The 24,677-nt window shown below is 72.9% G+C and carries 18 protein-coding genes; 10 read left to right on the plus strand and 8 right to left on the minus strand.

What is annotated here, in order from left to right; translation table 11 throughout:
- Positions 1–113: 113 nt before the first annotated feature.
- The 4 genes from ABZ840_RS36765 to ABZ840_RS36780 all read right to left on the minus strand — a co-directional run bounded on the left by ABZ840_RS36765 (position 114) and on the right by ABZ840_RS36780 (position 6,078).
- Positions 114–1,760 carry an LCP family protein gene (locus tag ABZ840_RS36765; protein ID WP_361568126.1) on the minus strand — a complete coding sequence of 549 codons (1,647 nt, stop codon included), beginning with the start codon at positions 1,758–1,760 and terminating at the stop codon, positions 114–116.
- Positions 1,761–1,863: 103 nt separating this feature from the next.
- Entirely contained in the window at positions 1,864–3,624 is a 1,761-nt protein-coding gene (locus tag ABZ840_RS36770) for an LCP family protein (protein ID WP_361568129.1), read from the minus strand.
- Positions 3,625–3,841: 217 nt separating this feature from the next.
- The gene (locus ABZ840_RS36775) at positions 3,842–5,086 is read right to left on the minus strand and encodes an LCP family protein (RefSeq protein ID WP_361568186.1); all 1,245 of its coding nucleotides are present in this window, start codon (positions 5,084–5,086) and stop codon (positions 3,842–3,844) included.
- A 239-nt stretch (positions 5,087–5,325) separates the two neighbouring features.
- Positions 5,326–6,078 carry a TIGR03089 family protein gene (locus ABZ840_RS36780; protein ID WP_361568132.1) on the minus strand — a complete coding sequence of 251 codons (753 nt, stop codon included), beginning with the start codon at positions 6,076–6,078 and terminating at the stop codon, positions 5,326–5,328.
- Positions 6,079–6,207: 129 nt separating this feature from the next.
- Here ABZ840_RS36780 and ABZ840_RS36785 point away from each other — a divergent pair, with 129 nt between their 5' ends.
- The 3 genes from ABZ840_RS36785 (at position 6,208) to ABZ840_RS36795 (ending at position 9,828) form a co-directional block, all read left to right on the plus strand.
- Positions 6,208–7,557 (plus strand): peptidoglycan recognition protein, encoded by a 1,350-nt coding sequence (locus ABZ840_RS36785; protein WP_361568134.1) that lies wholly within the window; start codon positions 6,208–6,210, stop codon positions 7,555–7,557.
- Positions 7,558–7,718: 161 nt separating this feature from the next.
- On the plus strand, positions 7,719–8,801 hold the full coding sequence (locus tag ABZ840_RS36790; RefSeq protein ID WP_361568137.1) for an NDP-sugar synthase: 1,083 nt from the start codon (positions 7,719–7,721) through the stop codon (positions 8,799–8,801).
- A gap of 118 nt (positions 8,802–8,919) precedes the next feature.
- Positions 8,920–9,828 (plus strand): DNA-3-methyladenine glycosylase 2 family protein, encoded by a 909-nt coding sequence (locus ABZ840_RS36795; RefSeq protein ID WP_361568140.1) that lies wholly within the window; start codon positions 8,920–8,922, stop codon positions 9,826–9,828.
- A gap of 9 nt (positions 9,829–9,837) precedes the next feature.
- On the opposite strand, the gene ABZ840_RS36800 is transcribed toward ABZ840_RS36795, so the two are convergent.
- From ABZ840_RS36800 to ABZ840_RS36810, 3 genes are read right to left on the minus strand one after another with little or no spacing between them, the layout of a single operon-like run.
- On the minus strand, positions 9,838–11,268 hold the full coding sequence (locus ABZ840_RS36800) for a coenzyme F420-0:L-glutamate ligase (protein ID WP_361568143.1): 1,431 nt from the start codon (positions 11,266–11,268) through the stop codon (positions 9,838–9,840).
- On the minus strand, positions 11,265–12,224 hold the full coding sequence (cofD, locus tag ABZ840_RS36805) for a 2-phospho-L-lactate transferase (RefSeq protein ID WP_361568146.1): 960 nt from the start codon (positions 12,222–12,224) through the stop codon (positions 11,265–11,267). The genes ABZ840_RS36800 and cofD overlap by 4 nt, the downstream gene beginning before the upstream one ends.
- Positions 12,225–12,278: 54 nt before the next feature.
- On the minus strand, positions 12,279–12,785 hold the full coding sequence (locus ABZ840_RS36810) for a cysteine dioxygenase family protein (RefSeq protein WP_361568149.1): 507 nt from the start codon (positions 12,783–12,785) through the stop codon (positions 12,279–12,281).
- A 692-nt stretch (positions 12,786–13,477) separates the two neighbouring features.
- Here ABZ840_RS36810 and ABZ840_RS36815 point away from each other — a divergent pair.
- The 3 genes from ABZ840_RS36815 to ABZ840_RS36825 all read left to right on the plus strand — a co-directional run bounded on the left by ABZ840_RS36815 (position 13,478) and on the right by ABZ840_RS36825 (position 19,437).
- Positions 13,478–13,741 (plus strand): WhiB family transcriptional regulator, encoded by a 264-nt coding sequence (locus ABZ840_RS36815; RefSeq protein WP_030266018.1) that lies wholly within the window; start codon positions 13,478–13,480, stop codon positions 13,739–13,741.
- Between the two features lie 351 nt (positions 13,742–14,092).
- The gene (locus ABZ840_RS36820) at positions 14,093–17,914 is read left to right on the plus strand and encodes a glycosyltransferase (RefSeq protein ID WP_361568152.1); all 3,822 of its coding nucleotides are present in this window, start codon (positions 14,093–14,095) and stop codon (positions 17,912–17,914) included.
- On the plus strand, positions 17,911–19,437 hold the full coding sequence (locus tag ABZ840_RS36825; protein ID WP_361568155.1) for a DUF5719 family protein: 1,527 nt from the start codon (positions 17,911–17,913) through the stop codon (positions 19,435–19,437). The genes ABZ840_RS36820 and ABZ840_RS36825 overlap by 4 nt, the downstream gene beginning before the upstream one ends.
- A 248-nt stretch (positions 19,438–19,685) precedes the next feature.
- On the opposite strand, the gene ABZ840_RS36830 is transcribed toward ABZ840_RS36825, so the two are convergent.
- Positions 19,686–20,168 (minus strand): metallopeptidase family protein, encoded by a 483-nt coding sequence (locus tag ABZ840_RS36830; protein WP_361568158.1) that lies wholly within the window; start codon positions 20,166–20,168, stop codon positions 19,686–19,688.
- A 282-nt stretch (positions 20,169–20,450) separates the two neighbouring features.
- On the opposite strand from ABZ840_RS36830, the gene ABZ840_RS36835 reads away from it, so the two are divergent.
- The 4 genes from ABZ840_RS36835 (at position 20,451) to ABZ840_RS36850 (ending at position 24,677) form a co-directional block, all read left to right on the plus strand.
- Positions 20,451–20,879, plus strand: coding sequence for a DUF3499 domain-containing protein (locus ABZ840_RS36835; RefSeq protein ID WP_052869226.1), 429 nt, complete (start codon positions 20,451–20,453; stop codon positions 20,877–20,879).
- 292 nt (positions 20,880–21,171) lie between these two features.
- A complete protein-coding gene (locus ABZ840_RS36840) occupies positions 21,172–22,788 on the plus strand; it encodes an L-lactate permease (RefSeq protein WP_361568189.1) in 1,617 nt (538 codons plus the stop codon).
- Between the two features lie 166 nt (positions 22,789–22,954).
- A complete protein-coding gene (locus ABZ840_RS36845) occupies positions 22,955–24,313 on the plus strand; it encodes a phosphomannomutase/phosphoglucomutase (protein WP_361568161.1) in 1,359 nt (452 codons plus the stop codon).
- Positions 24,314–24,494: 181 nt separating this feature from the next.
- Complete coding sequence (locus ABZ840_RS36850; RefSeq protein ID WP_361568164.1) at positions 24,495–24,677, plus strand: Trm112 family protein; 183 nt, start codon at positions 24,495–24,497, stop codon at positions 24,675–24,677.

The following is a 24,677-nucleotide window of genomic DNA, read 5'->3' on the forward strand; positions in this document are numbered from 1 at the left end:
TGCCTCGCCCTGCCCAGCGCCGCCGTCCTCGGCCGCTACCTCAAGGACGGCATCGAGCGGACCCTCGGCGCCCCGAGGGGGCCGGCCGCCGCCGTCGTTTCACGCACCGGGCTTCACCAGGTGTAGCTCGGGTTCACCTTCATGCACGCCTTCTTGTCCTCGCCGTTGAGGGCGTCCGCGCTCTCCGGGGCCTTGTCCGCCTGCTGCTTGCCGCCGGCCGCCTTCGGGTACGTGGTGCCGGTACGCCAGTCGTTGCCGACGATCAGCCGGATGCCCTGGGCCGAACTGGACTCCTTCACCGCGCTCTTGGGCAGCCCGAGCGCCTTGGCGACAGCCAGCGCGTCGCCCTCCGCATCCTTGCCGCCGTACGTGATCGTGGTGTCGGCCTGGGCGATGAGCGTGGCGTCCGTGCCGGCGGCCGTGTAGCCGAGCGTCGCCAGCTGCCCCTGCACCGCGCTCGCGCGGCCCACCACCGGGCCCTGGATGGCGCCGTTGGTGCCGTTCTGCACGGTGATCTGCAGCTGGTCCTTGGCCGTCGTGGGCTTCGGATCGCCGGTGGGCTTGTTCTTCCGGTCCTTGCCGTCCAGCGCCGTGTCGTTGCGCAGCATCGCGAACACCTGCTCGGCGTCGCCCGGCTTGGGGATGACGTAGGACTCACCCGGGCCGTACGACCAGGGCATGGTCGCCATGGTGACCCGCTTGACCGGCACCCGGTTGAGGTCGCCGCCGAGGTCGTAGAGCTTCTTCACGCTGCCGAGCCCGTCGTCCACCGTCAGCGCCTTGGTGGCGGCCTCCGCCAGCGCCTGGAGCTTGCCCGGGTCGGTGAGCTTGGTGCCCGCCTTGAGCTGACGGATCATCGAGTTCATGTACATGTGCTGGGCCTTGGCCCGGCCGATGTCGGTGTTGTCCTCGAAGCCGTAGCGGGTGCGCAGCCACTGGAGCGCCTGCACGCCCTTGATGTTGTGGTCGCCCTTCGTCAGCTTCAGCCCGCTGCCGTGGCCCTTGCTGTCGTGCGAGTAGATGTTGTTGTCGACGCAGACCGGGACGCCGCCCACCGCGTCGGCCATGTCCACCACGCCGGCGAAGTCGATCATCATGAAGTGATCGATGTAGATGCCGGTCAGCTCTTTCCAGGTGGCGACCGTGCAGCCCGGACCGCCGTGCTGCAGCGACTGGTTGATGGACGCGGTGGTCTGCGGGTACGTCTCGCCGCTCTTGGGGTCGGTGCACTGCGGGATGGTCACCCGGGTGTCGCGGGGTATCGAGAGCACCGACATGCTGGAGCGGTCGGCGGAGACGTGCAGCAGCATCTGCACGTCCGCCAGCGGCTTGCGGCCCACATCGGCCTTGGCGCCGCCGAGCTTGAGGTTCGCCTTGCTGTTCCGGCTGTCCGAGCCGAGCAGCAGGATGTTCATCGGGGTCTGCCCGAAGGCGTTGGGCTCGGGCTTCTTCAGCCCGCCCTCGCCGAGGTCGAGCGCGCCCTTGCGCAGGTTTCCGTTGAGGTGCTCGTAGTAGAGGTAGCCCGCGCCCGCCGTACCGAGGACGAGGAGCGCGGCGATGCCGGCGGTCCAGCGCAGGACCCGGCGGCCTCTTCGGCGTTTGCGCCTGCCGCGGCCGGGGGGCTCGGCGGGCCCGGCCGCACCGCCGTCCCCGCCCTGCCCGTCGCTGCGGCCTTCGTAGAGGCTGTCGTCCCAGCCCAACTCCTGGGCGTCGGGCTGGTGTCGGCGTGATCGGTCACCACGCACACTGCTCTGCCGCATCGGCTGCCCCTCCCCGTTTCTTTCATCCGGTGGTGCGCTCGGCGGCCTGGCAGGGCGGCCGGTCGGTTTTCACTTGGTGGTGCTGGTGCTGGTGCTGGTGCGCTTACTTGGCACAGACGTTCTTGTTGTCCGCGTTGACGTTCTGGACGCCGTCCGGGGTCTTGTCCGGCGGCCCGACCGGCTCCCCGGCTCCGGTGAAGTCCTTGCCGAGGATGAGCTTCATCGGCACCTTGGCTCCGGCGTCGCCGCTGGTCTCCTTCAGCGCGGACTGGGGCAGGCCCATCCACTCGGCCAGGGTGGCGGCCTGGCCGGCCTGGTTGGGCGCGTACTCCAGACGCGTCGCGTCCAGCGTGGTCGAGGCGTTGCCGGCGTTGGTGGACAGCGGCGCGCCCTTGGTGTTCTGCAGCCAGTCGACCGTCTCCTGGGCCGCGCCGATCGGGCCACCGCCGTTGGTGACGTCGACCCGCACCTCGGACGCGGGAGCCTTGGTGGCCGGCTTGGTCTTCTTCTTGGCCTTGTCCTTCTTCGTCTTGGTCAGCGAGTGGTCGGCCTGGACCATCTTGAACAGCGGATCGGCCTTGGCCTTGTCCAATATGACGGTCGCGGGGTCGTCAGGGTTGTCCAGAACCGGCACAGTGGCGAAAGTGACGTTCTTGACGTTCACCCGGCTGAGGTCCTTGGCCAGGTCCATCAGCTTGCTGGCCGTACCGATACCGGTGTCGACGGTGAGCGCCTTGGTGGCGGCGTTGCTCAGCTTCCACAGCTTGCCGGGGTCGCTGAGCGTGTCGTCGGACTTCATCTTGCGGATCATCGAGCTGAGGAACTGCTGCTGCAGCTCGATGCGGCTCAGGTCACTGCCGGTGCCGACGGTGTGCCGGGTACGGACGAACGCCAGCGCCTGCTCGCCCTGGACGGTGTGCTTGCCGGCCTTGAGCTTCAGGTGCGACTTGGGGTCGTCGATGTCCTTGCCGGCGCAGACCTCGACGCCGCCCACCGCGGTGGACAGCTCCTTGACCGCGTTGAAGTCCGCCATCATGAAGTGGTTGATCTTCAGGCCGGTCATCTTCTCGACGGTCCGCCAGGTGCAGCCCGGGTCCCGTCCCTCCTGGCCGAGGCTGGTGTTGAAGCGCACGCCCGTCTCGCCGGGAACAGTCTTCGTCGAGCCGTTCTCCTGCTTCGTGGGGCAGGCCGGGATGTCGGTGATCATGTCGCGCGGGATGCTCAGCGCGGTGGCGTTCGTCCGGTCCTTGGAGACGTGCATCAGGATCGTGGTGTCGGCGTGGCCGACACTGCCCATGTCCCCGTAGCCGTCGTTGCCCTTCCCCTCACGGGAGTCGGTGCCCATGATCAGGATGTTCACCGGGCCGTCGGTGACCGCTTCGTTGTTGATGCCGACGTCGACCTTGGAGATGTTGCCGTCCAGGTGCTGGTAGACGAAGTACGCCCCCGTGCAGCCGGCGACCAGCACGAAGCCCATCGCGCCCGCGCCCCAGTACAGCGCCTTCTTCTTGCCCGACGCCTTCGGCTTGGGCTTGCGCCGGCCGGTGCTCGCGGCGGGCGCCGCCGCGGCCGCCGCCCGGTGTCCCGCGCGCCCGCCGGCCCGGCGGTTGCGCTGCGCGGGCAGTTCCCGGGTCGGATTGTCACGGTCGTTTCCGGACGACCGGCCGCGCTCCTGCGCGCGCCGCTCCTTCCGGCCACCTTGTGCGGGGGGTGCGGAGGGGGCTGCGGTTCTCCGGCCGGCCTGCCCGGAGGCTGACTTTGCGCCAGTATCCAGTCGCAGCTCGTAGTTGCCGGTGTTCGGGTCGAACACCCACTGATCGGCGGGATCGATGTCGCCCGCCTGCCCACGGCCTTGCGCGTCCACGGTGCCTTGAGTCCTCCGTCGGTGCCACGCGGCGCCTGCCCCCTCAAGGCGCTCGGTCGGTCGGATTGCAGTGCGCGGTCAGCCAGTCTTGCGGACCGGATCGCTCACACTATCCGCCCAGTTCAGCGTCCAGCGACGCCCGTGACAAATTCCACGTCCCTACAACTGGGCAATCCACCCAATACTTTCGCGTCCTTGATGCACCCTTTGCGGAGGTTTATCGGCAGATGCCCCGATCTGCGGTGGTTCCCCGGAAGGTGGTTCCGGGTGTCGGCGTGGCCGATTCGGGATGGGCGGGCTTGTCAGTTTCGTCCCCGGCGTTCGAACCGCCCGCACCCCGGGCGTCCGTCTGTCCGGTCTGCAGGTCCTTGGCCGGATCGTCGTATTCAGTGGTGTCCGTCTGTTCTGTCGGTGCGGGCCGCACCGGAACGGGACGGTCCGCACGCAGCCGCGCGAAGAGCCGGCCGGCGTCCGGCTGCACCAGTTCGTCGCGGTTCACGTTGTACGCGTACGCCTGGCGGGGAACCGTCAGGAAATGGATCTTTTCCGTGGGGATGTCGCGGACGCTGCGCACCAGATTGAAGAGGTCCTTCAGCGACGCCAGCCCCTCGTCGGTGGTGAGGGAGCTCGTCGCGGCGTCCAGCAGCGGGTACAGGCGCGTGGGGTTGAGCAGTACGCCGTTGCCCTGCACCTTCTTCACCAGTGCCGCCAGGAACTGCTGCTGGCGCTCCATCCGCTGGGTGTCGCTGCCGTTGCCCAGCGCCTTGCGGGTGCGTACGTACCCCAGCGCCTGCTCGCCGCGGAGCACATGGCGCCCGGCCGCCAGGTTCAGGTGCGCGTCCTGGTCCGCGACGGCCTCCGGCAGGCAGACCTCCACCCCGTCCACCGCGTCCACCATGTGCTTGAAGCCGGTGAAGTCCAGGATCATGTGGTGGTCGACGCGGATGTCGGTCATCTGCTCGACGGTGCGGATCGTGCAGGCCGGGCCGCCCGCCTCGAACGCGTAGTTGAACTGGGTGAAGAGGGGCGAGGTGCGGCCGCCGTCCGGCTTCGTGCACTCGGGTACCTGCGCCATCAGGTCGCGCGGGATGCTCACCGCCGTGGCGCTCTTCCGGTCCGCCGCCAGGTGCAGCAGGATCGTGGTGTCCGAGCGCTGGGTGCCGTCGTCGGCGCCGTACTTGCGGTTGCCGCCGCCGCGGTTGTCCGAGCCGATCAGCAGGATGTTCTGCACGTTCTTCGCCGAGGCGGGCGGCCGCTCGGCCTCGTAGGCGCGCAGCCTGGCGGCCGTGTCGGAGTCGGCCGTGATGTTCCCGTTGAGCTTGTCGTACGCCAGCCAGCCGACCGCGCCCGCGCCGACCACGGCGACGCCGGTGCCCACGGCGGTCCAGCGCAGCCACCGGCGCCGGGGCCGGCCCTCGCCGACCGCCGGCCGCTCGTTGCAGCGCCTCAGTTCTTCGGGGATCTCCGGCCTGTCGTTCACGGCTGCGTCCACCCCTCGTGCGTCGGCCGCGCGGTGGACGGCCGGTTCACTCGGCACCACGGTCCGGGCGGTGCGCCCGGACCCCGGTACCCACGGAGACGGCCGGGGTCCGCGCAGGGTTGTACGTCTCCCTGATCATGGACCGCGCGGGACGGATCGGCGCCCGCTGAGCGCGCGGGCTGGGCCGGTCGGGCGAACCGTAAGGACGGCCGGTCGGCGGCTCAGGACCCGTCGGGAGCCGTGACGGTGACCTGCTCGGCCTCCTTGCGCCGGGCCAGTCCGCCGTCGTCCAGCCGGTCCGCGTGGCGGCACAGGACGACGGAGCCGTCGGTCGCCAGCGGTGCGTACAGCCCGTACGCCAGCCCGTCCCACGTGCCGTACGGCAGCGTGGACAGCACCCGCTGCCGCTCGGGCAGCCGCGTCAGCTCCACGGCCGCCGCGAGGGCCTCCGCGCCGGTGAACTCGCGGCCGTCCACGGCGAGCGCGGGCGCGTGCGGGTCGACCGGCGCGTACGGTGCGAAGCGGTCGCCCTGCGCCGGCACCTCGGCGGCGTAGTCGGCGAAGCCGGCCGGCGGCTCGGGGAAGCGGCCGCCCAGCGGGCGCAGCGCGAGCGCCACCCGCTCCCCGGAGCAGGCGCGTGCCGCCTCCAGGGTGTCCGGGCCGCTGACGACGACGTCCGCGGCCGCCGGGTCGCCGCCCACGTCCGCGATCACTCCGACGGACGAGCAGGCCACCAGCCAGACGGCGGTCTGCCAGTGCGTGGGCAGCAGCAGGGCGAGCCGGTCGCCGGGCTCGGCCGACAGCTCGTCCTGGAGGTAGTTGGCGGTCTTGGCCACCCAATTGGCGAAGGTGGCGACGGAGAGTTCGACGCGTTCGCCGGTGGCGTCGTCGTAGAAGGTCACGAGCGGCCGCGCCGGATCGGTGGCCAGAGCGGATCGCAGCAGGTCGGCGGGGGTTCGGTCGGTGGCGTTCATCGGCGTCAGCCTACGCGGGCGGGCCGCCGCCGTACGGCGTACCCGGTGCCTCTCGTGGGGCAGCGGCGCGCCGATGGGGCGTCAGTTCCCCAATGGCGGATTTGTCGTACTCCGTACACGATCGCTTCCATGCGTGCCTTCGTTGCCACTTCGCTCGGCGCCGCGACCTTCGCGGCCCTCGTCGTACCGCTCGCGCTGCCGGCCGGGGCGGACTCCGTCCGGGCCCCCGCAGCCGCCGCTCCCGAGGCCGCCCCCGCGGACGTCCCCGGAAGCACCCAGTCCCTGCCGCTCGTCCCGCTCGGCGACCGCGACCGCGTCCTCCCCGGCCGCGGCTCGGGCCGCGCCGCCACGGCCGCGCCCCTGGGCATGCCCGTGAAGGACGTACGGCCCTTCTCGCTCGTCGGTGTCGTCTGGACCGACGCCAAGTCCGAACTGCACGGCCAGCCCCAGGTCCGCGCCCGCGCCACCGGCAGCCACAAGTGGGGCGCCTGGCAGGACGTGCAGACGCACTACGACGACGCCCCCGACCTGGACTCCCCGGAACGCGGCGCCAAGCCGCGCGGCGGCACGGCCCCGCTGTGGGTGGGCGACTCCGACGCCGTGCAGATGCGGATCGCCCCGGAGACCGGCCGGCAGGCCGTCACCGAGCTGCCCGCCGGGCTGCGCCTGGAGCTGGTCGACCCCGGCTCCCCGGTCAAGCGCGACCCCGCGCCGGCCGCCGCCGGCCAGCAGGCCAACGACAGCTCGGCCGCCAACGCCGGGCTCGCCCCGCCGGGTGCCACCGAGATCCCGGCGGCGCCCGCGAACGCGCTGCAGGCGGACCTGGCCGCGGCCGGCCAGCAGGACCGCGGCCAGGCGGCCGGGGCCGAGCCGCGCAACGGGCCCCGGCCGAAGATCATCACCCGGGTCGGCTGGGGCGCCGACGAGAAGCTGCGGGAGCCGAAGTTCGGGTACACCAAGACCGTGAAGGCGGCCTTCGTGCACCACAGCGCCACCGGCAACACCTACTCCTGCAACCAGTCGTCGGCGATCATCCGGGGCATCTACCGCTACCACGTCAAGAGCAACAACTGGCGGGACCTCGGCTACAACTTCGTGATCGACAAGTGCGGCACGATCTTCGAGGGCCGGGCCGGCGGCGTCGCCAAGGCCGTCATGGGCGCCCACACCCTCGGCTTCAACAACGACACCACCGGCATCGCCGTCATCGGCACCTTCGACAAGGCGAAGCCGCCGGGGCCCGCCGTCGACGCCCTCGGCAAGCTCACCGCGTGGAAGCTGGGGCTGTACGGACGCAACCCGAACGGCAAGACCACGCTGGTCTCAGGAGGCGGCAACCGTTTCAAGAAGGGAACCAAAGTCCGGCTGAATGTCATCTCCGGACACAGGGACGGCTTTGTGACCAGCTGCCCGGGGGCCGCGCTCTACGGCACACTCGGCTCGGCGCGTACCGCCTCCGCCCGCTTCCAGGGGCGCTGAGGGCCCGGGGGCCGGAGCCCGTGACGCGTACGGGCTCCGGGGCCGGGCGGCGCCGGAGAGCCCGCCTACCGGCGGGTAAGCCCGCTGGCAAAGCGGGCAAACCGTCTGCCTACACTGGTCCGCCGTCCGGCCGACCCCAGCAGGAAGCAGAGAACTCAAAGGTGACTGAAGCGATCCTTCTGGTCGGCGGCAAGGGCACCAGGCTGCGTCCGCTGACGGTGCACACGCCCAAGCCCATGGTCCCGGCCGCGGGTGTGCCGTTCCTGACGCACCAGCTCGCCCGGGCCCGCGCCGCGGGCGTGGAGCACATCGTGCTGGCCACTTCCTACCTCGCCGAGGTTTTCGAGCCGTATTTCGGTGATGGGGCGGAATGGGGGCTTCACCTCGAATACGTCACCGAAGAGGAACCGCTCGGCACCGGCGGCGCCATCCGCAACGTCGCCCACCGGCTGCACTCGGGCCCCGACGACCCGGTACTGATCTTCAACGGCGACATCCTCACCGGGCTGGACATCGCGGCGCTCGTGCGGACCCACCAGGAGACGTCCGCCGACGTCTCGCTGCACCTCACCCGGGTCGACGACCCGCGCGCCTACGGCCTCGTCCCCACCGACGACACCGGCCGGGTCACCGCCTTCCTGGAGAAGCCGCAGACCCCCGAGGAGATCGTCACCGACCAGATCAACGCGGGCGCCTACGTCTTCAACCGCTCCGTGATCGACTCCATCCCGCAGGGCCGTCCGGTCTCCGTCGAACGCGAGACCTTCCCCGGCCTGCTGGAGTCCGGCGCCCACCTCCAGGGCATGGTCGACTCCACCTACTGGCTCGACCTCGGCACCCCGCAGGCCTTCGTCCGCGGCTCCGCCGACCTCGTCCTCGGCCACGCGCCCTCCCCGGCCGTCCCCGGCCGCCACGGCGAGCACCTCGTCCTCGAAGGCGCCGACGTGGCCGCCGACGCCAAGCTCAGCGGCGGCACGGTCGTCGGCAGCGGCGCCCGGATCGGCGCGGGCGCGCGCATCGCGGGCAGCACCGTGCTGGCGGACGCGGTGGTCGAGCCCGGCGCCCAGATCCACGACTCGCTCATCGGCGCCGGGGCCCGCGTCGGCGCCCGTACGGTCCTGTCCGGCGCGGTCATCGGCGACGGCGCGACCGTCGGCGCCGACAACGAGCTGCGCGAGGGCATCCGCGTGTGGTGCGACGCCGACCTGCCGGCCGCCGCGGTCCGGTTCTCCTCGGACCAGTGACGACCGGGCCGGCGGGCCGGTACCGGTGACGACCGGGCCGGGTCCCGTGACGACCGCCACCCCGTGACGGCCGCTGCCGGGCGGCCGGCGCGCCGTCCGGCTCCCGTACGCTGAACGGATGCCCCGCACCCGCACCTGGGCCCCGCCCGGCCCGTACGACCTCCTGCGCACCCTCGGTGTGCTGGGCCGCGGACCGGGCGATCCCGCGTACCGGGTGGAGGCCGGCACGGTCTGGCGGGCCTCCCGCACGCCCGACGGGCCGGTGACGGTCCGCATCGGCATGCGGCCCGCCGAGGGCCGAGTCGAGGCCGAGGCGTGGGGCCCCGGAGCGGACTGGATGATCAGCCAACTCCCTTCCTTCCTGGGGGAGTCGGACGATCCGTCGGCGTTCACCGCCCGCCACCGGATCGTCCACGAGGCGCACCGGCGCAACCCCGGTCTGCGGCTGGCCCGTACCGGCCTCGTCCTCGAATCGCTGATCCCCTCGATCCTGGAGCAGAAGGTCACCAGCGACGAGGCGTACCGGGCCTGGCGGCTGCTCCTCCAGCGCTTCGGGGAGCCGGCGCCCGGCCCGCACGAGCGGCTGCGGGTGATGCCCGACCCGCGCGGCTGGGCCATGATCCCGTCCTGGGAGTGGCACCGCGCCGGCGTGGACTCGAAGCGCTCCGACACGGTCGTACGCGCCGCCCGGGTCGCCCGCCGCCTGGAGGAGGCGGCGGACATGGACCTGCCGGCCGCGCTGCACCGCCTCCAGCTCGTGCAGGGCATCGGCCCGTGGACCGCGGCGGAGGTCCTGCAGCGGTCCAACGGCGCACCCGACGCGCTGACCCTCGGCGACCTGCACCTGCCGCGCATCGCGGTCTACGCCCTCACCGGGCGGATGGGCGGCACCGACGAGCAGATGCTGGAGCTGCTCGCGCCGTACGAGGGCCAGCGCCACCGCGCGGCCCGCTTCGTCCTCCTGTCGGGCCGAGTCCCACCCCGCCGAGCCCCCCGCTACTCGGTCCGCGACATCGCCCGCCTCTGACGGGCCCCGTCACCGTACGGTCAGGAACTCCGCCGCATCCCGCGGAGCCCGCGGCTTCGGCTCTCCGGCCGGCCGGCCGATGGCCACAGCCCCCATCGGGTCCCAGTCGGCCGGCAGCCCCAGCACCTCCCGTACGACGTCCCGGCAGAACATCGTGGAGGACACCCATGCCGACCCCAGCCGCTCACCGGCCAGCGCGACGAGGAAGTTCTGCACCCCGGCGCCCGCGGCGACCACGAACATCTCCCGCTCGGCCGCGTTCCGCCGCGCGTCGGCCGCCGCGTCCGGCCCCTCGTACGTGTGCGAGCCGTCCATGACCAGGCACGGCACCGCCAGGTACGGGGCCCTGCGCAGCACGTCACCGCGGCGCACCCGCTTGGCGACGGACTCCTCGGACTTGCCGTCGCGCCGCAGGTCCGCGAGCCATGCGTCCCGCATGGCGTCCAGCAGCCGGGTCCTGGACTCCTCGGACTCCAGCAGCACGAAGCGCCACGGGGTGGTGTGGTGCGGCGCCGGCGCGGTCACGGCCGCCGCGACGGCCCGCCGCACGGCGCCGCCGTCCACCGGGTCGTCGGTGAACTCCCGGACCGTACGGCGCAGCGACAGCGCCTCCCGTACGGCTTCCGAGGTGCCGAGCCGGAACATGTCGTCGGCGGCGGAGCGGATCAGCGCCCGGGCGCCGGTGTCCGGCTCGCCCTCAGCGCCGCCGGAGCCCCCCGTGGCGTCCTGAGCGCCCGTCAGGACATGCGGCAGGCCGCGCACCACCGCGACCGGCAGTCCGCCGGCCTTGCCCTTGACCAGGTCGCCCGCGCTCGCCAGCTCGTCGGCGGTGGCCACGACCGTGGCGCTGAGCGGGTTGCCGTGGCCGTCGGTGCCGCCGCGCAGGTCCTCCAGGGCCCGGACGCCGGCCGCGCCGATGGCGACATCGGTCAGGCCGTTGCGCCAGGGCCGCCCGAAGGTGTCGGTGACGATCACGCCGACGTCCACGCCGAGCGCGGCCCGCAGCCCGGCCCGGATCGCCCGGGCCGAGGCGTCGGGGTCCTCGGGCAGCAGCAGGACGGTGCCCTGCGGGGTGTTCGAGGCGTCGACCCCGGCGGCGGCCATGACCAGGCCGTTGCGGTTCTCGACGATCCGCAGCGGACCGCGGCGCGCGACGACCCGTACCGTCTCCTGGTCTATGGCGGCCTCGCGGTCGTCCGCCGCCACGATCCGGTCCTCGGCCTTGCTGACGATCTTCGAGGTGACCAGCAGCACGTCGCCGTCGGCCAGCCCCGGCACGCCGGGCGCGCCGGCCGCGGCGGCGATCAGCTTGGCGAGGTCGTCGCCGGGGCGCACCTCGGGGATGCCGGGCAGCGCCCAGACGCGGTACGAGGGCACCTCGGCGTCCTCGCCGTACGGGGCGCCCGGAGCCGCGGGGCCGTCCTGCGCTCCGCCGGTCATGCCCGTACCTCTTCGGCCAGCGTCAGCGCCTCCCGGGCCATCGTGGCGGTCGCCTCGACGTCGGTCATCATCAGCGGCACGGCGCGGCAGCGGATGCCCGCCGACTCGACCTCCGCGACCTTGCCCTCGTCGACCGTGTCCACCAGCCAGCCGTCCAGCAGCCCCATGCCGTAGTGGGCGGCGACGGCGGAAGCGGTGGACTCCACGCCGACCGCGGCCAGCACCTTGTCGGCCATGCCGCGCACCGGCGCGTCACCGACGATGGGGGAGAGGCCGACGACCGGCGCGCCGGCCTCGGCGATGGCCTCGCGGATGCCGGGGACGGCGAGGATCGTGCCGACGCTGACGACCGGGTTGGACGGCGGGAAGAGGATGACGTCGGCGGCCGCGATGGCCTCCAGCACGCCGGGCGCCGGCTTGGACTGCTCGGCGCCGACCGGGACGACGGCCTCAGCGGGCACGGAGGCGCGCAGCCGGACCCAGTACTCCTGGAAGTGCACGGCCTTCTTCTCGCCGTTCTCGTCCTCGACGGCGACGTGGGTCTCGACCCGGTCGTCGGTCATCGGCAGCAGCCGCACGCCGGGCTGCCAGCGGTCGCACAGCGCCTCGGTGACCGCGCTGAGCGGGTAGCCCGCGCTCATCATCTGCGTACGGACGATGTGGGTGGCGAAGTCCCGGTCGCCCAGCCCGAACCACTCGGGTCCGACGCCGTAGGCCGCCAGCTCCTCCTTCACGCGGAAGGACTCGTCCGAACGCCCCCAGCCCTGTTCCTCGTTGATGCCGCCGCCGAGCGTGTACATCACGGTGTCCAGGTCCGGGCAGACCTTCAGCCCGAACAGATGGATGTCGTCACCGGTGTTGCCGATGACCGTGATGTCCGCGTCCGGAGCCGCTGCCTTCAGTCCCCGCAGAAAGCGGGCGCCGCCGATGCCGCCGGCGAGAACCACAATGCGCATGGGCCCAGTCTCTCGCAGCCCGGCACCGTGTCCATCAGGGGCCGGGTCGGGCGGTCAGGGCGTGGCCGTCTGCGGCGCGGGCCGGGCGCACCGGGCCGCGGACGGGTGCATGGGCATGTCGGTCAGGCCCGGGAAGTAGACGTGCAGGCTGACGGCGGGGGTGAGCGCGTCGTTGGTGACCTCGTGGACGTATCCGGGCGCGAAGACGCGCTGCGCGCCGGGCACCAGGCGGCGGCTGCCGCTCGCGCTGTGTTCGGTCAACTCGCCGTCCAGGACGGTCAGTACGCCGGAGGACCGGCCGTGGTCGTGGCGGCCGCTGCCCTGACCGGGCAGCCAGCTCAGCAGCCAGACCTCGTAGCCCGGCCCGGTCTGCAGCCGGTGGTACCAGCGGGTGGTGGCGTCGTACTCGACGAGGGGCGCCCACCGGTCGCGGTCGGCGGCGATCGAGCGGGCCAGCCCGGCGAATTCGGCCACGGTGGCGGGGTGCTCGCGAGGGGGCTGGAGGAGGTGGATGACCTCGAAGATGTCGCCTGCGATCTGGAGGTCGCTGTCGCTGTTCATGAACTTCTGGTTCCTCGGAGGAGAAGAGCGCGGAGAAGAGAGCGAGAAGAGCGCTGCGGTGCGGTGCGGTGCGCGGCCGGGTTGCCGGACGGGCCCCCGGCGGCGCTCAGGGGTGGTGCGGGAGAGAAAAGCCGGAGCTCAGTGGCTTCAACAGCTCGAACAGCGACAGCGAGCCTGGGCAGCGCAGCGGGACCCGTAGGCACGGGTCAGGCGGGGCGCGGGCATCACTGGCATGGACTCAAGGAGAGCGGGTACCTGGCGCGCGTGTCAACCGGATGCCGGGTTTGGGCTAAATGTTTCACCTCATCCGGTTACCGTGCCCGGCGAAAGGTTTGTGCACCCGATGCTCAGGAGAGGTGGCCCAGCAGTCGCACCATCAAACGCCGTTGTGGTTCCGTGATCTGAATGTGATCAAGCCCGCTTCTGTTGATGGAGTGCAACGTGATCGCCGTCCGTTGAGTCCTTCAGAGGCAGAAGGGGATTGCGGGATGCATGTGGCGAATGTTTGTCCTGGTTTTAGCCGATATGAACACTTACCGCGCACCCTTGGTTCCGCAGAGTGAATAAGGGGCCCAATAGCAGATCTCGGCTTGACTGGCCCGGATCCACGCACTTGTAATTTCACTCGTGTCGTTCAGCCGTCATCGGTAACGGCAACATCACGGGGACGCAATGACAGACGAGGGGCGCACATGACCGAGCTGTTCGAAGAATTGCTGGTCGAGGAGGCGGACGAGGAGCTCGGCTGGCAGGAGCGCGCACTGTGCGCCCAGACCGATCCCGAGTCCTTCTTCCCGGAAAAAGGCGGCTCCACCCGCGAGGCCAAGAAGGTCTGCCTCGCCTGTGAGGTCCGCTCCGAATGTCTTGAATACGCGCTTGCCAATGACGAACGCTTCGGTATTTGGGGCGGACTGTCCGAGCGCGAGCGGCGCCGTCTGAAGAAGGCCGCGGTCTGAAGCCCGACGACGGCGGCCCGGGCGACTGTCGCCCGGCACCGGCCGGCACAGCGCACGGGCACCGGCCCCAGGACCGGCCCCGCCATCGAGGAACATCACGGGCACCCACTCCGCCCCCGGCACACAGCCGGGGGCGGAGTGCTGTGTGGGGGCGGGCGGGGCGGCACGCACGGACCCGGCCGCCGCGCCCGCGTGAACCATTAGTGTGGGGCTCCGTCCGAGACGCACCAACACCCGCATGGTGAGCGCGCGTCCATCGCAGTCCATCGCAGTGTCTTCCGGGGGCCACACCCGCAGCGGCCCGCCCGCCGCGGGAGACGGCAGCCCCGGGTCCGGAGGGCCCGTACCTCGATGTCCGTGCACAGCCAGTCGGCGGCCCAGGCCGCCTCATACGAAGCCGCCGCGCCCCAGTTCCCGCGGCATGTCGTCACCGCCGTGATCGTCTCGCACGACGGCGCGCGCTGGCTGCCCGACGCGCTCTCCGGCCTGCTCGGCCAGGAGCGCCCGGTGCAGAACGTCATCGGCGCCGACACCGGCAGCGCCGACGACTCCGCGCGGCTGCTGACCGAAGCCCTCGGCGACGAGCGGGTGCTGCATCTCGCCCGCCGCTCCGGTTTCGGCACCGCCGTCGACGAGGCCGTCCGCGCCGCGCCGGTGCTCACCCCCGACGACCTGCCGTACCTCAAGCGCCCCAGCGGCTGGGACCCGGTCACCCGGACCTGGCACGACGAGGCGTACGACATGCCCGACCTGCCGCACGGCGAGCCCGTGCAGTGGCTCTGGCTGCTGCACGACGACTGCGCGCCCGCGCCCGACGCGCTCACCGAACTGCTGCGCGTCGTCGACGCCAGCCCCTCCACCACCATCGTCGGCCCCAAGCTGCGCAGCTGGTACGACCGCAGGCAGCTCCTCGAAGCCGGCGTCAGCATCGCCCGCTCCGGCCGCCGTTGGACGGGCCTGGACCGCCGCGAGCAGGACCAGGGCCAGCACGACCAGGTGCGCGCCGTCCTCTCCGTCTCCACCGCCGGCATGCTCATCCGCCGCGACGTCTACGAGCAGCTCGCCGGCTTCGACCGCCGGCTGCCGCTGATGCGCGACGACGTGGACCTGTGCTGGCGCGCCCAGGCCGCGGGCCACCAGGTGCTCATCGCGCCGGACGCGGTCCTGCGGCACGCCGAGGCGGCCTCCCGCGAGCGGCGGCCCATCGACTGCGTCGGCCGTTCCGTCGCGGGCCCGCACCGCGTCGACAAGGCCGGCGCCGTCTACACCCTGCTGGCCAACACCCGCGGCGCGGTCCTGCCGTACGTCCTGCTCCGCCTCGTCCTCGGCACCTTCCTGCGCGTCCTCGCCTACCTCGTGGGCAAGGTCCCGGGCCAGGCCCTCGACGAACTCGCCGGGCTCTTCGGCGTCCTGCTGCGGCCCGGCAAGATCATGGCGGCCCGGCGCAGACGCGGCAGGCCGGCGGTCGAGGCGAGCGAGCTGCGCCCGCTCTTCCCGCCGCCCGGCGCGACCGTACGGGCCACCGTCGAACAGGTCGCCAGCAACTTCTCCGGCCGGGCGGCGCCCGACGCCTCCTCCGGCGGCCGGCACGGCGCCGTGGAGTCCGGGCCCGGCGGCGACGACGCGGACTTCCTGGAGGTCGAGCAGTTCGCCCGGCTGAAGCGGATGGCCCGCCGGCCCGCGCCCGTCCTCTTCGCCGTCCTGCTCCTCGTCTCCCTGCTCGCCTGCCGCGGCCTGCTCGGCGGCGGCGCGCTGACCGGCGGCGCCCTGCTGCCCGCGCCCGGCGAGGTCTCCGACCTGTGGGCGCGCTACTTCCACAGCTGGCACGACGTGGGCATCGGCTCCACCGCCGCCGCGCCGCCCTACCTCGCGGTCCTCGCCCTGGTGGCGACCGTCTGCTTCGGCAGCACCGGCTTCGCCGTCACCCTGCTGCTGGTCGCCTCCGTCCCGCTGGCCGGCCTGACCGCGTACTTCGCCTCCCGGCCCCTGGTGACCTCGCGCCTGCTGCGCGCCTGGGCCAGCGTCGCGTACGCGTTCCTGCCCGCCGCCACCGGCGCGCTGGCCGGCGGCCGCATCGGCACCGCCGTCCTCGCGATCCTGTTGCCCCTGATGGCCCGCGCCGCGATCGCGGCGAGCGGACTGCGGCTCGCGCCCGGCGTGCGGCCCAGCTTCCGCGCCGCCTGGGCGTACGCGCTGCTGCTGACCTTCACCACGGCCTTCACCCCGGTCGTCTGGCCGATCGCGGTCCTCCTCGGCCTCGGGCTGCTGGTGCTGCGCTTCCTCGACGGCAACCGCGACAAGATCGTGGCGTACGCGCTGCGCTTCCTCGCCGTCGCCGTCTCCCCGCTGGTCGTGCTCGCCCCCTGGTCGCTGTCGCTGCTGACCGAGCCGTCCCGCTTCTTCCTGGAGGCCGGACTCGCCTCGAAGCCCGGCCAGGCCGACTGGCTGGACCTGGTCGGCTTCAGCCCCGGCGGCCCCAAGGCGTACGGCAGCGTGCTGTTCCTCGGCGTCGTGCTCGCCGCCCTCGGCGCGCTGCTGCGCGGCGAGCGGCAGCGCGCGGTCCGCACCGCGTGGGCCGTCGGCCTGGCCGGGCTGCTCTTCGCGGGCCTGGCCAACGGCTCCGGCTGGGCCGGACCGCCCGCACTGATCTACGGCATCGCGCTGCTCTGCGCCGCCGCGATCGGGGCCGAGGGCATCCGCACCCGCATGCTGGCCCTCGGCTTCGGCTGGAAGCAGCCGGTGGCCGTGCTGATCGCGCTGGCCGCCGCGCTCGCCCCGCTGTGGGCGGCGGTCAGCTGGATGATCAGCGGCGCCGCCGGACCGGTGGAGCGGCAGAACCCCGAGCAGGTCCCGGCGTTCGTCGCCGAGGAGTCCGGCACCGCCGACCGCGCCCGCACCCTCGTCCTGGACGGGGACGCGGGGCATGTCGCGTACTCCCTGGTCCGCGGCTCCGGCGCGCGCCTGGGCGACGCCGACATCGCGGCCGAGGCCGGCGAGGACAGCCGCCTGAACGACGTCGTCGCCCACCTCGTCGCGGGCTCCGGCGCCGACCAGACCGACCGGCTCGGCGGCTACGCCGTCCGCTACGTCCTGGTCAAGGACGGTGCCCCGCGCGAGATGGGCCGGGTCCTGGACGCCACCCCGGGCCTGACCCGGATGAGCCAGGAGGACGGCAGCGCCCTGTGGCGGGTGGACCGCCGGGTCTCCCGCGTCTCCGTCGTCAGCGGCTCCGGCAGCTCCGGGGGCGGTACGGCGGACCGGCCGGTCGCGGTCGCCGCCGACCCGGTCGACGCGCACACCAAGGTGCCCGCCGGCCCCGACGGGCGGGTGCTGCGCCTCGCCGACGCCGCCGACGAGGGCTGGCAGGCCACCCTCGACGGCAAGCCGCTGAAGCCGGTCACGGTCGACGGCTGGGCCCAGGGCTTCGAACTGCCCGCCACGGGGGGCCGCCTGGACCTCACCCACGAGAGCCCGCTCACGCACACCCTCTGGATGACGGCACAGGGACTGCTCGCCGTGGTCCTGGTCGTCATGGCCCTGCCGGGCCGCCGCCGGGACGTCGACGACGACCTGCCCGAGGAGGGCCTGGCGGCGGCGGTGCCCGCACAGCCCGTGGAGGGCGAGGGACGCCGCGCGCGGAGGCTGCGCGCCGCACAGGAGGCGCAGGCCCCGCAGGACGCGCCCGCTCCGGAGGCGGCCGTGCCCGGCGCCCGGGACGGCGCGGACCCGATGGCCGATCCGTACGCGGCGGACCGGCAGGCCGACCCTTACGCCGTGCCGCAGGCGGACCCGTACGCGCAGGGCGGCGGCTACCCCGCCGATCCGTACGCCGCCGACCCCTACGCGGCCGCCCACGGCGTCCCGCAGCAGGGCGTGCCTGAGATGCCGCAGCAGCCGCCGTACCAGGACTGGCAGGGCGGCCAGGGAGCCGACCCGTACCAGGCCGCGCAGTACGGGCAGCAGTACCCGCCCGCCTACCAGGGCGACCCGTACGCACAGCAGGCCTACGGGGCCGGCGCCTACGACCCGTACGGATACGGACAGCAGCAGCCCTACGGGGACGGCACCGGCTACGACGGCCTGCCGTACGACGGGGCGCCCCACGACGGGGCCGGCACCACGCACGACGGCTCGTACCGCGAGCCCCGCCGCGACGGGAGCGACCAGCAGTGAACCGCACCACCATGTCCCTGATCGGCGCGGTCGCCGCGCTCGCCGCCGTCACCGGGGTCGCCGCCGTCGCGGCTCCCGGTGAGGACGCGGGCACCACCGCCTCGAAGGCCGCCACGCTGCCCGTGCAGCGCTCCTCGCTGATGTGCCCGGCACCGACCTCCTCCGAGGTCGGCGAGACCACGTACACCGCCTTCACCCCCAAGGGCGCGAAGGCCGGCAAGGGCACCGCCGACCTGCGGGCCGCCGCCGACGGCCGCGCGGACGACACCGGCAAGAAGGGCAAGGACGCGAAGAGCCCGAAGGGCGGTACCAAGCCCGTCGCCCCCCTGAAGGCACCCGGCACGCCGGTCACGGAGACCACCGACAGCTCCGACGCACCGGCCCTGATCGGCACCGCCGACGGCGGCCTCGCGCCGGGCTGGAGCGTCCAGCAGACCTCCGAGGTCAGCGCGGGTACCGGCCGGGGCGTGCTCGGCACCGCCTGCACCGCGCCGGACACCGACTTCTGGTTCCCCGGCGCCGGCACCTCCGCCGACCGCCAGGACTACGTCCACCTCACCAACCCCGACGACACCGCTGCGGTCGTCGACCTGAAGCTGTACGGCAAGGACGGCGCCCTGAAGGGGACGTCCGGCGAGGACATCCAGGTGCCGCCGCACTCCAGCGTCCCCGTCCTGCTCTCCACGCTCTCCGACACCCGGGCCGCCGACGTGACGCTGCACGTCACCGCGCGGGAGGGGCGGGTCGGCGCGGCCGTCCAGGCCGGCGACGACAAGCTCGGCGGCGACTGGCTGCCGGCCTCGGCCGACCCCGCCTCCGCCGCCTCCGGGCTGGTGCTCCCGGGCATCCCGGCCGACGCCTCCTCGGTGCGGCTGGTGGCCATGGCGCCGGGCTCCGCCGACGCGGACCTGAAGGTGCAGCTGGCCACGCCCACCGGCTCGATCGTGCCGGCCGGGCTGGAGACGCTGCACCTGAAGAGCGGGTCGACCACCGCGGTCGACCTCAAGGACCTCACCAAGGGCGAGGCGGGCTCGCTGGTCCTCACCCCGGCTGAGGGCTCCGACGCGCCGGTCGCCGCCGCGCTGCAGGTCGTCCGCGGCAAGGGCTCGGACCAGGAGATGGCGTTCATCCCGGCGACGAAGCCGGTCGGCACCCGCGCCACGGCGGCCGACAACCGGGCCAAGGGCAGCACGCTCTCGCTCGTCGCCCCGCAGAAGGGCAAGGACGCGCGGGTGAAGGTCACCGCGTCGGCGGGCAGCGGCGGCGGCAGCCCCGCCGCCAAGACCTACACGGTCAAGGGCGGCAGCACCCTCGCGGTCGAGCCGCCCCGCCCGAGCGGCCTCAAGGGGTCCTACGCGCTCACGGTGGAGCCGGCGGAGGGCAGCGGGCCGGTCTATGCGGCGCGCACCCTCGCACTGCCGCACGGCGGCGTACAGGGCTTCACCGTCCAGACGCTGCCGGACGACCGCGGCCTGGTCCAGGTCCCGACGGCGAGCTGGAACATGTCGGTCCTGAACGACTGACGTGACGCCCCCTCACGGGCCCTTCGGGAGACACCTCCCGAGGGACCCGTTCCCGTGGGGCCCAATGCGGCGGGGTCGGCTCGGATCCAACGCGGCGGGGGCGGCGCTTCCGTACGCGGAGGGGCCTGCACCTCCGTACGCGGCGGGGGCGGCGCTTCCGTACGCCGCGGGGGCCGCGTCCTCATGAGCGCCAGTACCGGTCATTTCCGTGCGTGGCGGGACCGGCCCCCTTCGCTTCGCGGACCGGCTCAGTCCTGTCCGTAGCGGGGGTCGACCGACTCCGGGGCCAGGCCCAGCAGTTCCGCCACCTGTTCGACGACGACCTCGTGCACAAGGAGCGCGCGCTCCTCGCGGTTCTTCGTACGGATCTCCACGGGGCGGCGGTAGATCACGATGCGCTCCCGGCCGCCGTTCTCGGAGGGCAGCACGCTGCCCAGCGGCACCACGTCCTCGTCCGCCGCGAGCCCCTCGTCGCCGTCGGGCGCCACCCGCGGCACCTCGCGCACGGAGAACTCCACCTCCGACAGCTGCGGCCAGCGCCGCTCCAGGCGCTCCACCGAATCGTGCACGAGGTCCACGAAGGAGTCGGCACGGCTCACGGAGAGCGGTACCTGCGGCGGGGCGATCGGACCGCGCATCCCGCGGCCGTGGCGGTCGCGGCGGCGCGGACGCGGCTCCGTCGGGCTGGGGTTCTCCTCGGCACCGGCCGGGGGAGGTACGGGGCTGTCCATCAGTCACGAGCGTAGCCGCCGCGGGCCGTGCACGGCCGAACTCTTGCACCGTACGCCCCATGTCGCTCACTGATCGGTACAGGTTCTGTTCCGTTCGTTCATCCCGGGCGATGTGACCACCTAACGCTCGCGATGCGCCCGCGAAATGACACGAATTGACTGGAGTGGGAGGGGGAATCATCGCCTCCACTCGGGTGGCAACGGGTTCTCGACGCAGGTCAGGCCGAGCGTGCGCAGGTCAGACAGGTCGGGCGAACCGGGACGACACGGCCGGGTGAGGTCGTGGAGAGTCGTCGCGGCCCGCTCAAGAGTGCGGTACCGTCCAACGTCGTGAGCCCTGTACGTCGCTGTTCGCGCACTGCGTGCGGCCGTCCCGCCGTCGCAACGCTGACGTACGTCTATGCGGATTCGACCGCTGTGCTCGGCCCGCTCGCCACCTACGCGGAACCCCACTGCTACGACCTGTGTGCCGAGCACTCCGAGCGCCTGACCGCGCCACGCGGGTGGGAGGTCGTCCGGCTGGCCGCCGACCCTGGCGCGGTCCAGCCGAGCGGTGACGACCTCGAAGCGCTCGCCAACGCGGTGCGGGAAGCGGCGCGTCCGCAGGAACGTGCGGCCGGCGGTCCCGAGGCGGCCGGTCCCCGCGAGGCCGACCCGATGGAGGTGGCCCGGCGCGGTCACCTCCGTGTGCTGCGCTCGCCGGACTCCTGAGGCCCGGCGGTCCGCGCCTCCCGAAGCCCGCATCTCCCGAGGCCCGCGCCACCTGGACCCGTACCTCCGCGGCCCGGTCCGTTCCTCCCGGGAACGTCGGTTTCCGGTCGATTCCCCGGTGCGTACGCGCCTGCTGCCGGATCACTTCTGATCAACCGTCATTTCGTGACGGACCATTGACTCCGGCTTGGCGCGGACACGACCATTCCTCCACTCCTGCGAGATCGCCTTCCGCATGCCGGAAGGAGCGGGGGAGCCGCCACGCCGCCGGGGAGGCAGCCGCATGTCCGGAGTGTTCGTCCAGCAGCTTCAGCCGATCGCCGATTCCCTCGCCCTGTCCGCACTGGTCGCGGCGCTGCCCCTGATCACCGTCCTGGTCCTGCTCGGCGCCGTACGGATGCGCGCCCACCACGCGGGCCTCATCGGTCTCGCCGTCGCCCTCGTCACCGCCTGGCTCGGCTCGGGCATGCCCGTCACCCAGGCCCTCTCCAGCGCCGTGCAGGGCGCCGTCTTCGGCCTCTTCCCCATCATGTGGATCGTCGTCAACGCCCTCTGGGTCTACCGGATGACGGTCCGCACCCAGCACTTCGACGTCCTCCGCCGCTCCTTCTCGCGGCTCTCCGACGACCCCCGCATCCAGGCCCTGGTCATCGCCTTCTGCTTCGGCGCCCTCCTGGAGGCGCTGGCGGGCTTCGGCGCCCCGGTCGCCATCAGTGCCGTGATGCTGGTCGCGCTCGGCTTCGACCCCGTCAAGGCGGCGGTCGTCGCCCTCGTGGCCAACACCGCCCCGGTCGCGTTCGGCGCCATGGGCACCCCCGTCGTCACCCTCGCCCAGGTCACCGGGCTCCCGCTGGACTCGGTCGCCTCCGTGGTGGGCCGGCAGACGCCGCTGCTCGCCCTCGTCGTCCCGCTGCTCCTCGTCGCCCTCGTGGACGGCCGCCGCGGCCTGCGCGAGACCTGGCTGCCCGCCCTCGCCTGCGGCACGGCCTTCGCCGTCGCCCAGTTCGCCGCCGCCAACTTCGTCTCCGCACAGCTCGCCGACATCGGTGCCGCGCTGATCGGCGCCGCGGCGCTGGTCGCGGTGCCGGCCGCCCGCCGCCCCGCCTCGGCCGACGTACGCGCCGCCGTCCTCACCGGCGCCCGCAGCGAGGACCTGGACGTACGGGACAGCCGCCGCGAGACCGTCCGCGCCTACGCCCCCTACGGCCTGATCATCGTGGTCTTCTCGCTCGCGCAGATACCGCCCTTCAAGGACTGGGCGGCGGCCGCCACGCGGTCCTTCGACTGGCCGCTGCTGGACGTCGCGGGCCCCGACGGCAAGCCGGTCGGCGGCAACGTCCTGGCGCTCCCGCTGGTCGCCACCGGCGGCACCCTCGTCCTCCTCGCCGGCCTGATCACCGCCGCCGTCCTCGGCGTACGGGCCCGCGATGCCGCGAAGGAGTGGCTGGCCACCGTCCACGAGCTGCGCTTCGCCATCCTGACCGTGACCTCCGTGCTCGCCCTCGCCTATGTCATGAACCTTTCGGGGCAGGCCGCCACCATCGGCCATTTCGTCGCGGCGGCCGGCGCGGGCCTCGCCTTCCTCTCGCCCGTACTGGGGTGGTTCGGCGTCGCCGTCACCGGCTCCGACACCTCCGCCAACGCCCTCTTCGGCGCCCTGCAGGTCACCGCGGCGCAGCAGTCCGGACTCGCCCCCGAACTCCTCGCCGCGGCCAACAGCTCCGGCGGCGTCCTCGGCAAGATGATCTCCCCGCAGAACCTGACCATCGCCTGCGCCGCCGTCGGCCTGGCCGGCCGCGAGGGCGACCTGCTCCGCAAGGTCCTGCCCTGGAGCCTTCTGCTGCTCCTCGTGATGTGCCTGATCGTGCTGGGACAGAGCACGGCGGTACTGGGCTGGATGCTGCCCTGAAGCACCGGCGGAGCGGTCCGGTCCGGCCCGGCCGCGAAGCCGCCCCGTACGGTCGATTTCGGGCCGGAAGCAGTCGTACAGGAACATCGTTCACCGATGGTTCACGGCTGGTCCACAGATCTTCCCGGTAGCTTGGGGGTCCCGAAGAGACCTCAGGAGGGTGGCTGTGGCTGATCTGTCGCAGATCGTGAAGGCGTACGACGTGCGCGGTGTGGTCCCCGAGCAGTGGGACGAGACACTGGCCGAGCTGTTCGGAGCGGCCTTCGTCCAGGTCACCGAGGCGGACGGGATCGTCATCGGGCACGACATGCGGCCGTCCTCGCCGGGCCTGGCCCGCGCGTTCGCCCGCGGTGCCGCCGGGCGCGGGGCCGACGTCACCGAGATCGGGCTGTGCTCGACCGACGAGCTGTACTACGCCAGCGGCGCGCTCGGCCTGCCGGGCGCCATGTTCACCGCGTCGCACAACCCCGCCCAGTACAACGGCATCAAGATGTGCCGGGCCGGCGCGGCGCCGGTCGGCCAGGACACCGGTCTCGCCGAGATCCGCGCCCTGACCGAGGAGTGGATCGAGAACGGCGCCCCCGAGCCGGTCGCGGAGACCGGCTCCATCACCCAGCGCGACGTACTGGGCGACTACGCCGCCCACCTGCGCTCCCTCGTGGACCTGGTGCACATCCGCCCGCTGAAGGTCGTGGTGGACGCGGGCAACGGCATGGGCGGCCACACCGTCCCCACGGTCTTCCAGGGCCTGCCGGTCGATCTGGACCCGATGTACTTCGAGCTGGACGGCACCTTCCCGAACCACGAGGCCAACCCGCTGGACCCGAAGAACATCGTCGACCTCCAGGCCCGCGTCCGGAAGACCGGCGCCGACATCGGCCTGGCCTTCGACGGGGACGCCGACCGCTGCTTCGTCGTCGACGAGAACGGCGACCCGGTCTCGCCCTCCGCCATCACCGCGCTGGTCGCCTCGCGCGAGCTGGCCAAGGACCCCGGCGCCACGGTGATCCACAACTGCATCACCTCGTGGTCCGTCCCGGAGGTGGTCAAGGAGAGCGGCGGCAAGCCCGTCCGCACCCGCGTCGGCCACTCCTTCATCAAGGCCGAGATGGCCAGGACCGGCGCGATCTTCGGCGGCGAGCACTCCGCGCACTACTACTTCCGCGACTTCTGGAACGCCGACACCGGCATGCTCGCCGCGATGCACGTCCTGGCGGCCCTGGGCGGCCAGGACGGCCCGCTGTCGGAGCTGGTCGCGCAGTACGACCGGTACGCCGCCTCCGGCGAGATCAACAGCACCGTCGACGACCAGGCAGGCCGGCTCGCCGCGATCAAGGCGGCCTACGAGGGCCGCGAGGGCGTGGAGCTGGACGAGCTGGACGGCCTGACCGTCACCGCCGCCGACTGGTGGTTCAACCTGCGCCCCTCGAACACCGAGCCGCTGCTGCGCCTGAACGCCGAGGCGCGCGACGAGGCCACCGTGGACCGGGTCCGCGACGAGGTCCTGGCCATCGTCCGCGGCTGACCCGCGGCGCGCACCGGGACGGGGCCGGCAATGGGTGCGGAAGCACTCGGGCCGGCCCCGCCGTACGGTGGTTCCGACGGGCCCGCGTACCGCCGCCCACCGGCCGAAAGGCGCTCCGCACCGTCACCCGGCGGTACGCTGACGAGGCGAAACACATCATCACCCTGAAGGGGTCGCCACCATGCCGGTCGAAGCCAGCCTCCTCGAGATCCTCGCCTGCCCGGCGTGCCACGCCCCCCTGGCGGACAAGTCGGCGGACGAGCCCGCCGAGCTCGTCTGCACCGGCACCGGCTGCGGTCTCGCCTACCCCGTGCGCGACGGCATTCCCGTCCTCCTCGTGGACGAGGCGCGCAAGCCGGCCTGA

Source organism: Streptomyces sp. NPDC047117 (assembly GCF_040643545.1).
Classification (GTDB): domain Bacteria; phylum Actinomycetota; class Actinomycetes; order Streptomycetales; family Streptomycetaceae; genus Streptomyces.

Excerpts from the sequence above, each read along its gene's own strand:
- ABZ840_RS36765 (WP_361568126.1), bottom strand. The coding sequence starts at position 1,760 with ATGCGGCAGAGCAGTGTGCGTGGTGACCGATCACGCCGACACCAGCCC.
- ABZ840_RS36780 (WP_361568132.1), bottom strand. The coding sequence starts at position 6,078 with ATGAACGCCACCGACCGAACCCCCGCCGACCTGCTGCGATCCGCTCTG.
- ABZ840_RS36785 (WP_361568134.1), top strand. The coding sequence starts at position 6,208 with ATGCGTGCCTTCGTTGCCACTTCGCTCGGCGCCGCGACCTTCGCGGCC.
- ABZ840_RS36795 (WP_361568140.1), top strand. The coding sequence starts at position 8,920 with ATGCCCCGCACCCGCACCTGGGCCCCGCCCGGCCCGTACGACCTCCTG.
- ABZ840_RS36800 (WP_361568143.1), bottom strand. The coding sequence starts at position 11,268 with ATGACCGGCGGAGCGCAGGACGGCCCCGCGGCTCCGGGCGCCCCGTAC.
- cofD (WP_361568146.1), bottom strand. The coding sequence starts at position 12,224 with ATGCGCATTGTGGTTCTCGCCGGCGGCATCGGCGGCGCCCGCTTTCTG.
- ABZ840_RS36810 (WP_361568149.1), bottom strand. The coding sequence starts at position 12,785 with ATGAACAGCGACAGCGACCTCCAGATCGCAGGCGACATCTTCGAGGTC.
- ABZ840_RS36815 (WP_030266018.1), top strand. The coding sequence starts at position 13,478 with ATGACCGAGCTGTTCGAAGAATTGCTGGTCGAGGAGGCGGACGAGGAG.
- ABZ840_RS36820 (WP_361568152.1), top strand. The coding sequence starts at position 14,093 with ATGTCCGTGCACAGCCAGTCGGCGGCCCAGGCCGCCTCATACGAAGCC.
- ABZ840_RS36830 (WP_361568158.1), bottom strand. The coding sequence starts at position 20,168 with ATGGACAGCCCCGTACCTCCCCCGGCCGGTGCCGAGGAGAACCCCAGC.
- ABZ840_RS36850 (WP_361568164.1), top strand. The coding sequence starts at position 24,495 with ATGCCGGTCGAAGCCAGCCTCCTCGAGATCCTCGCCTGCCCGGCGTGC.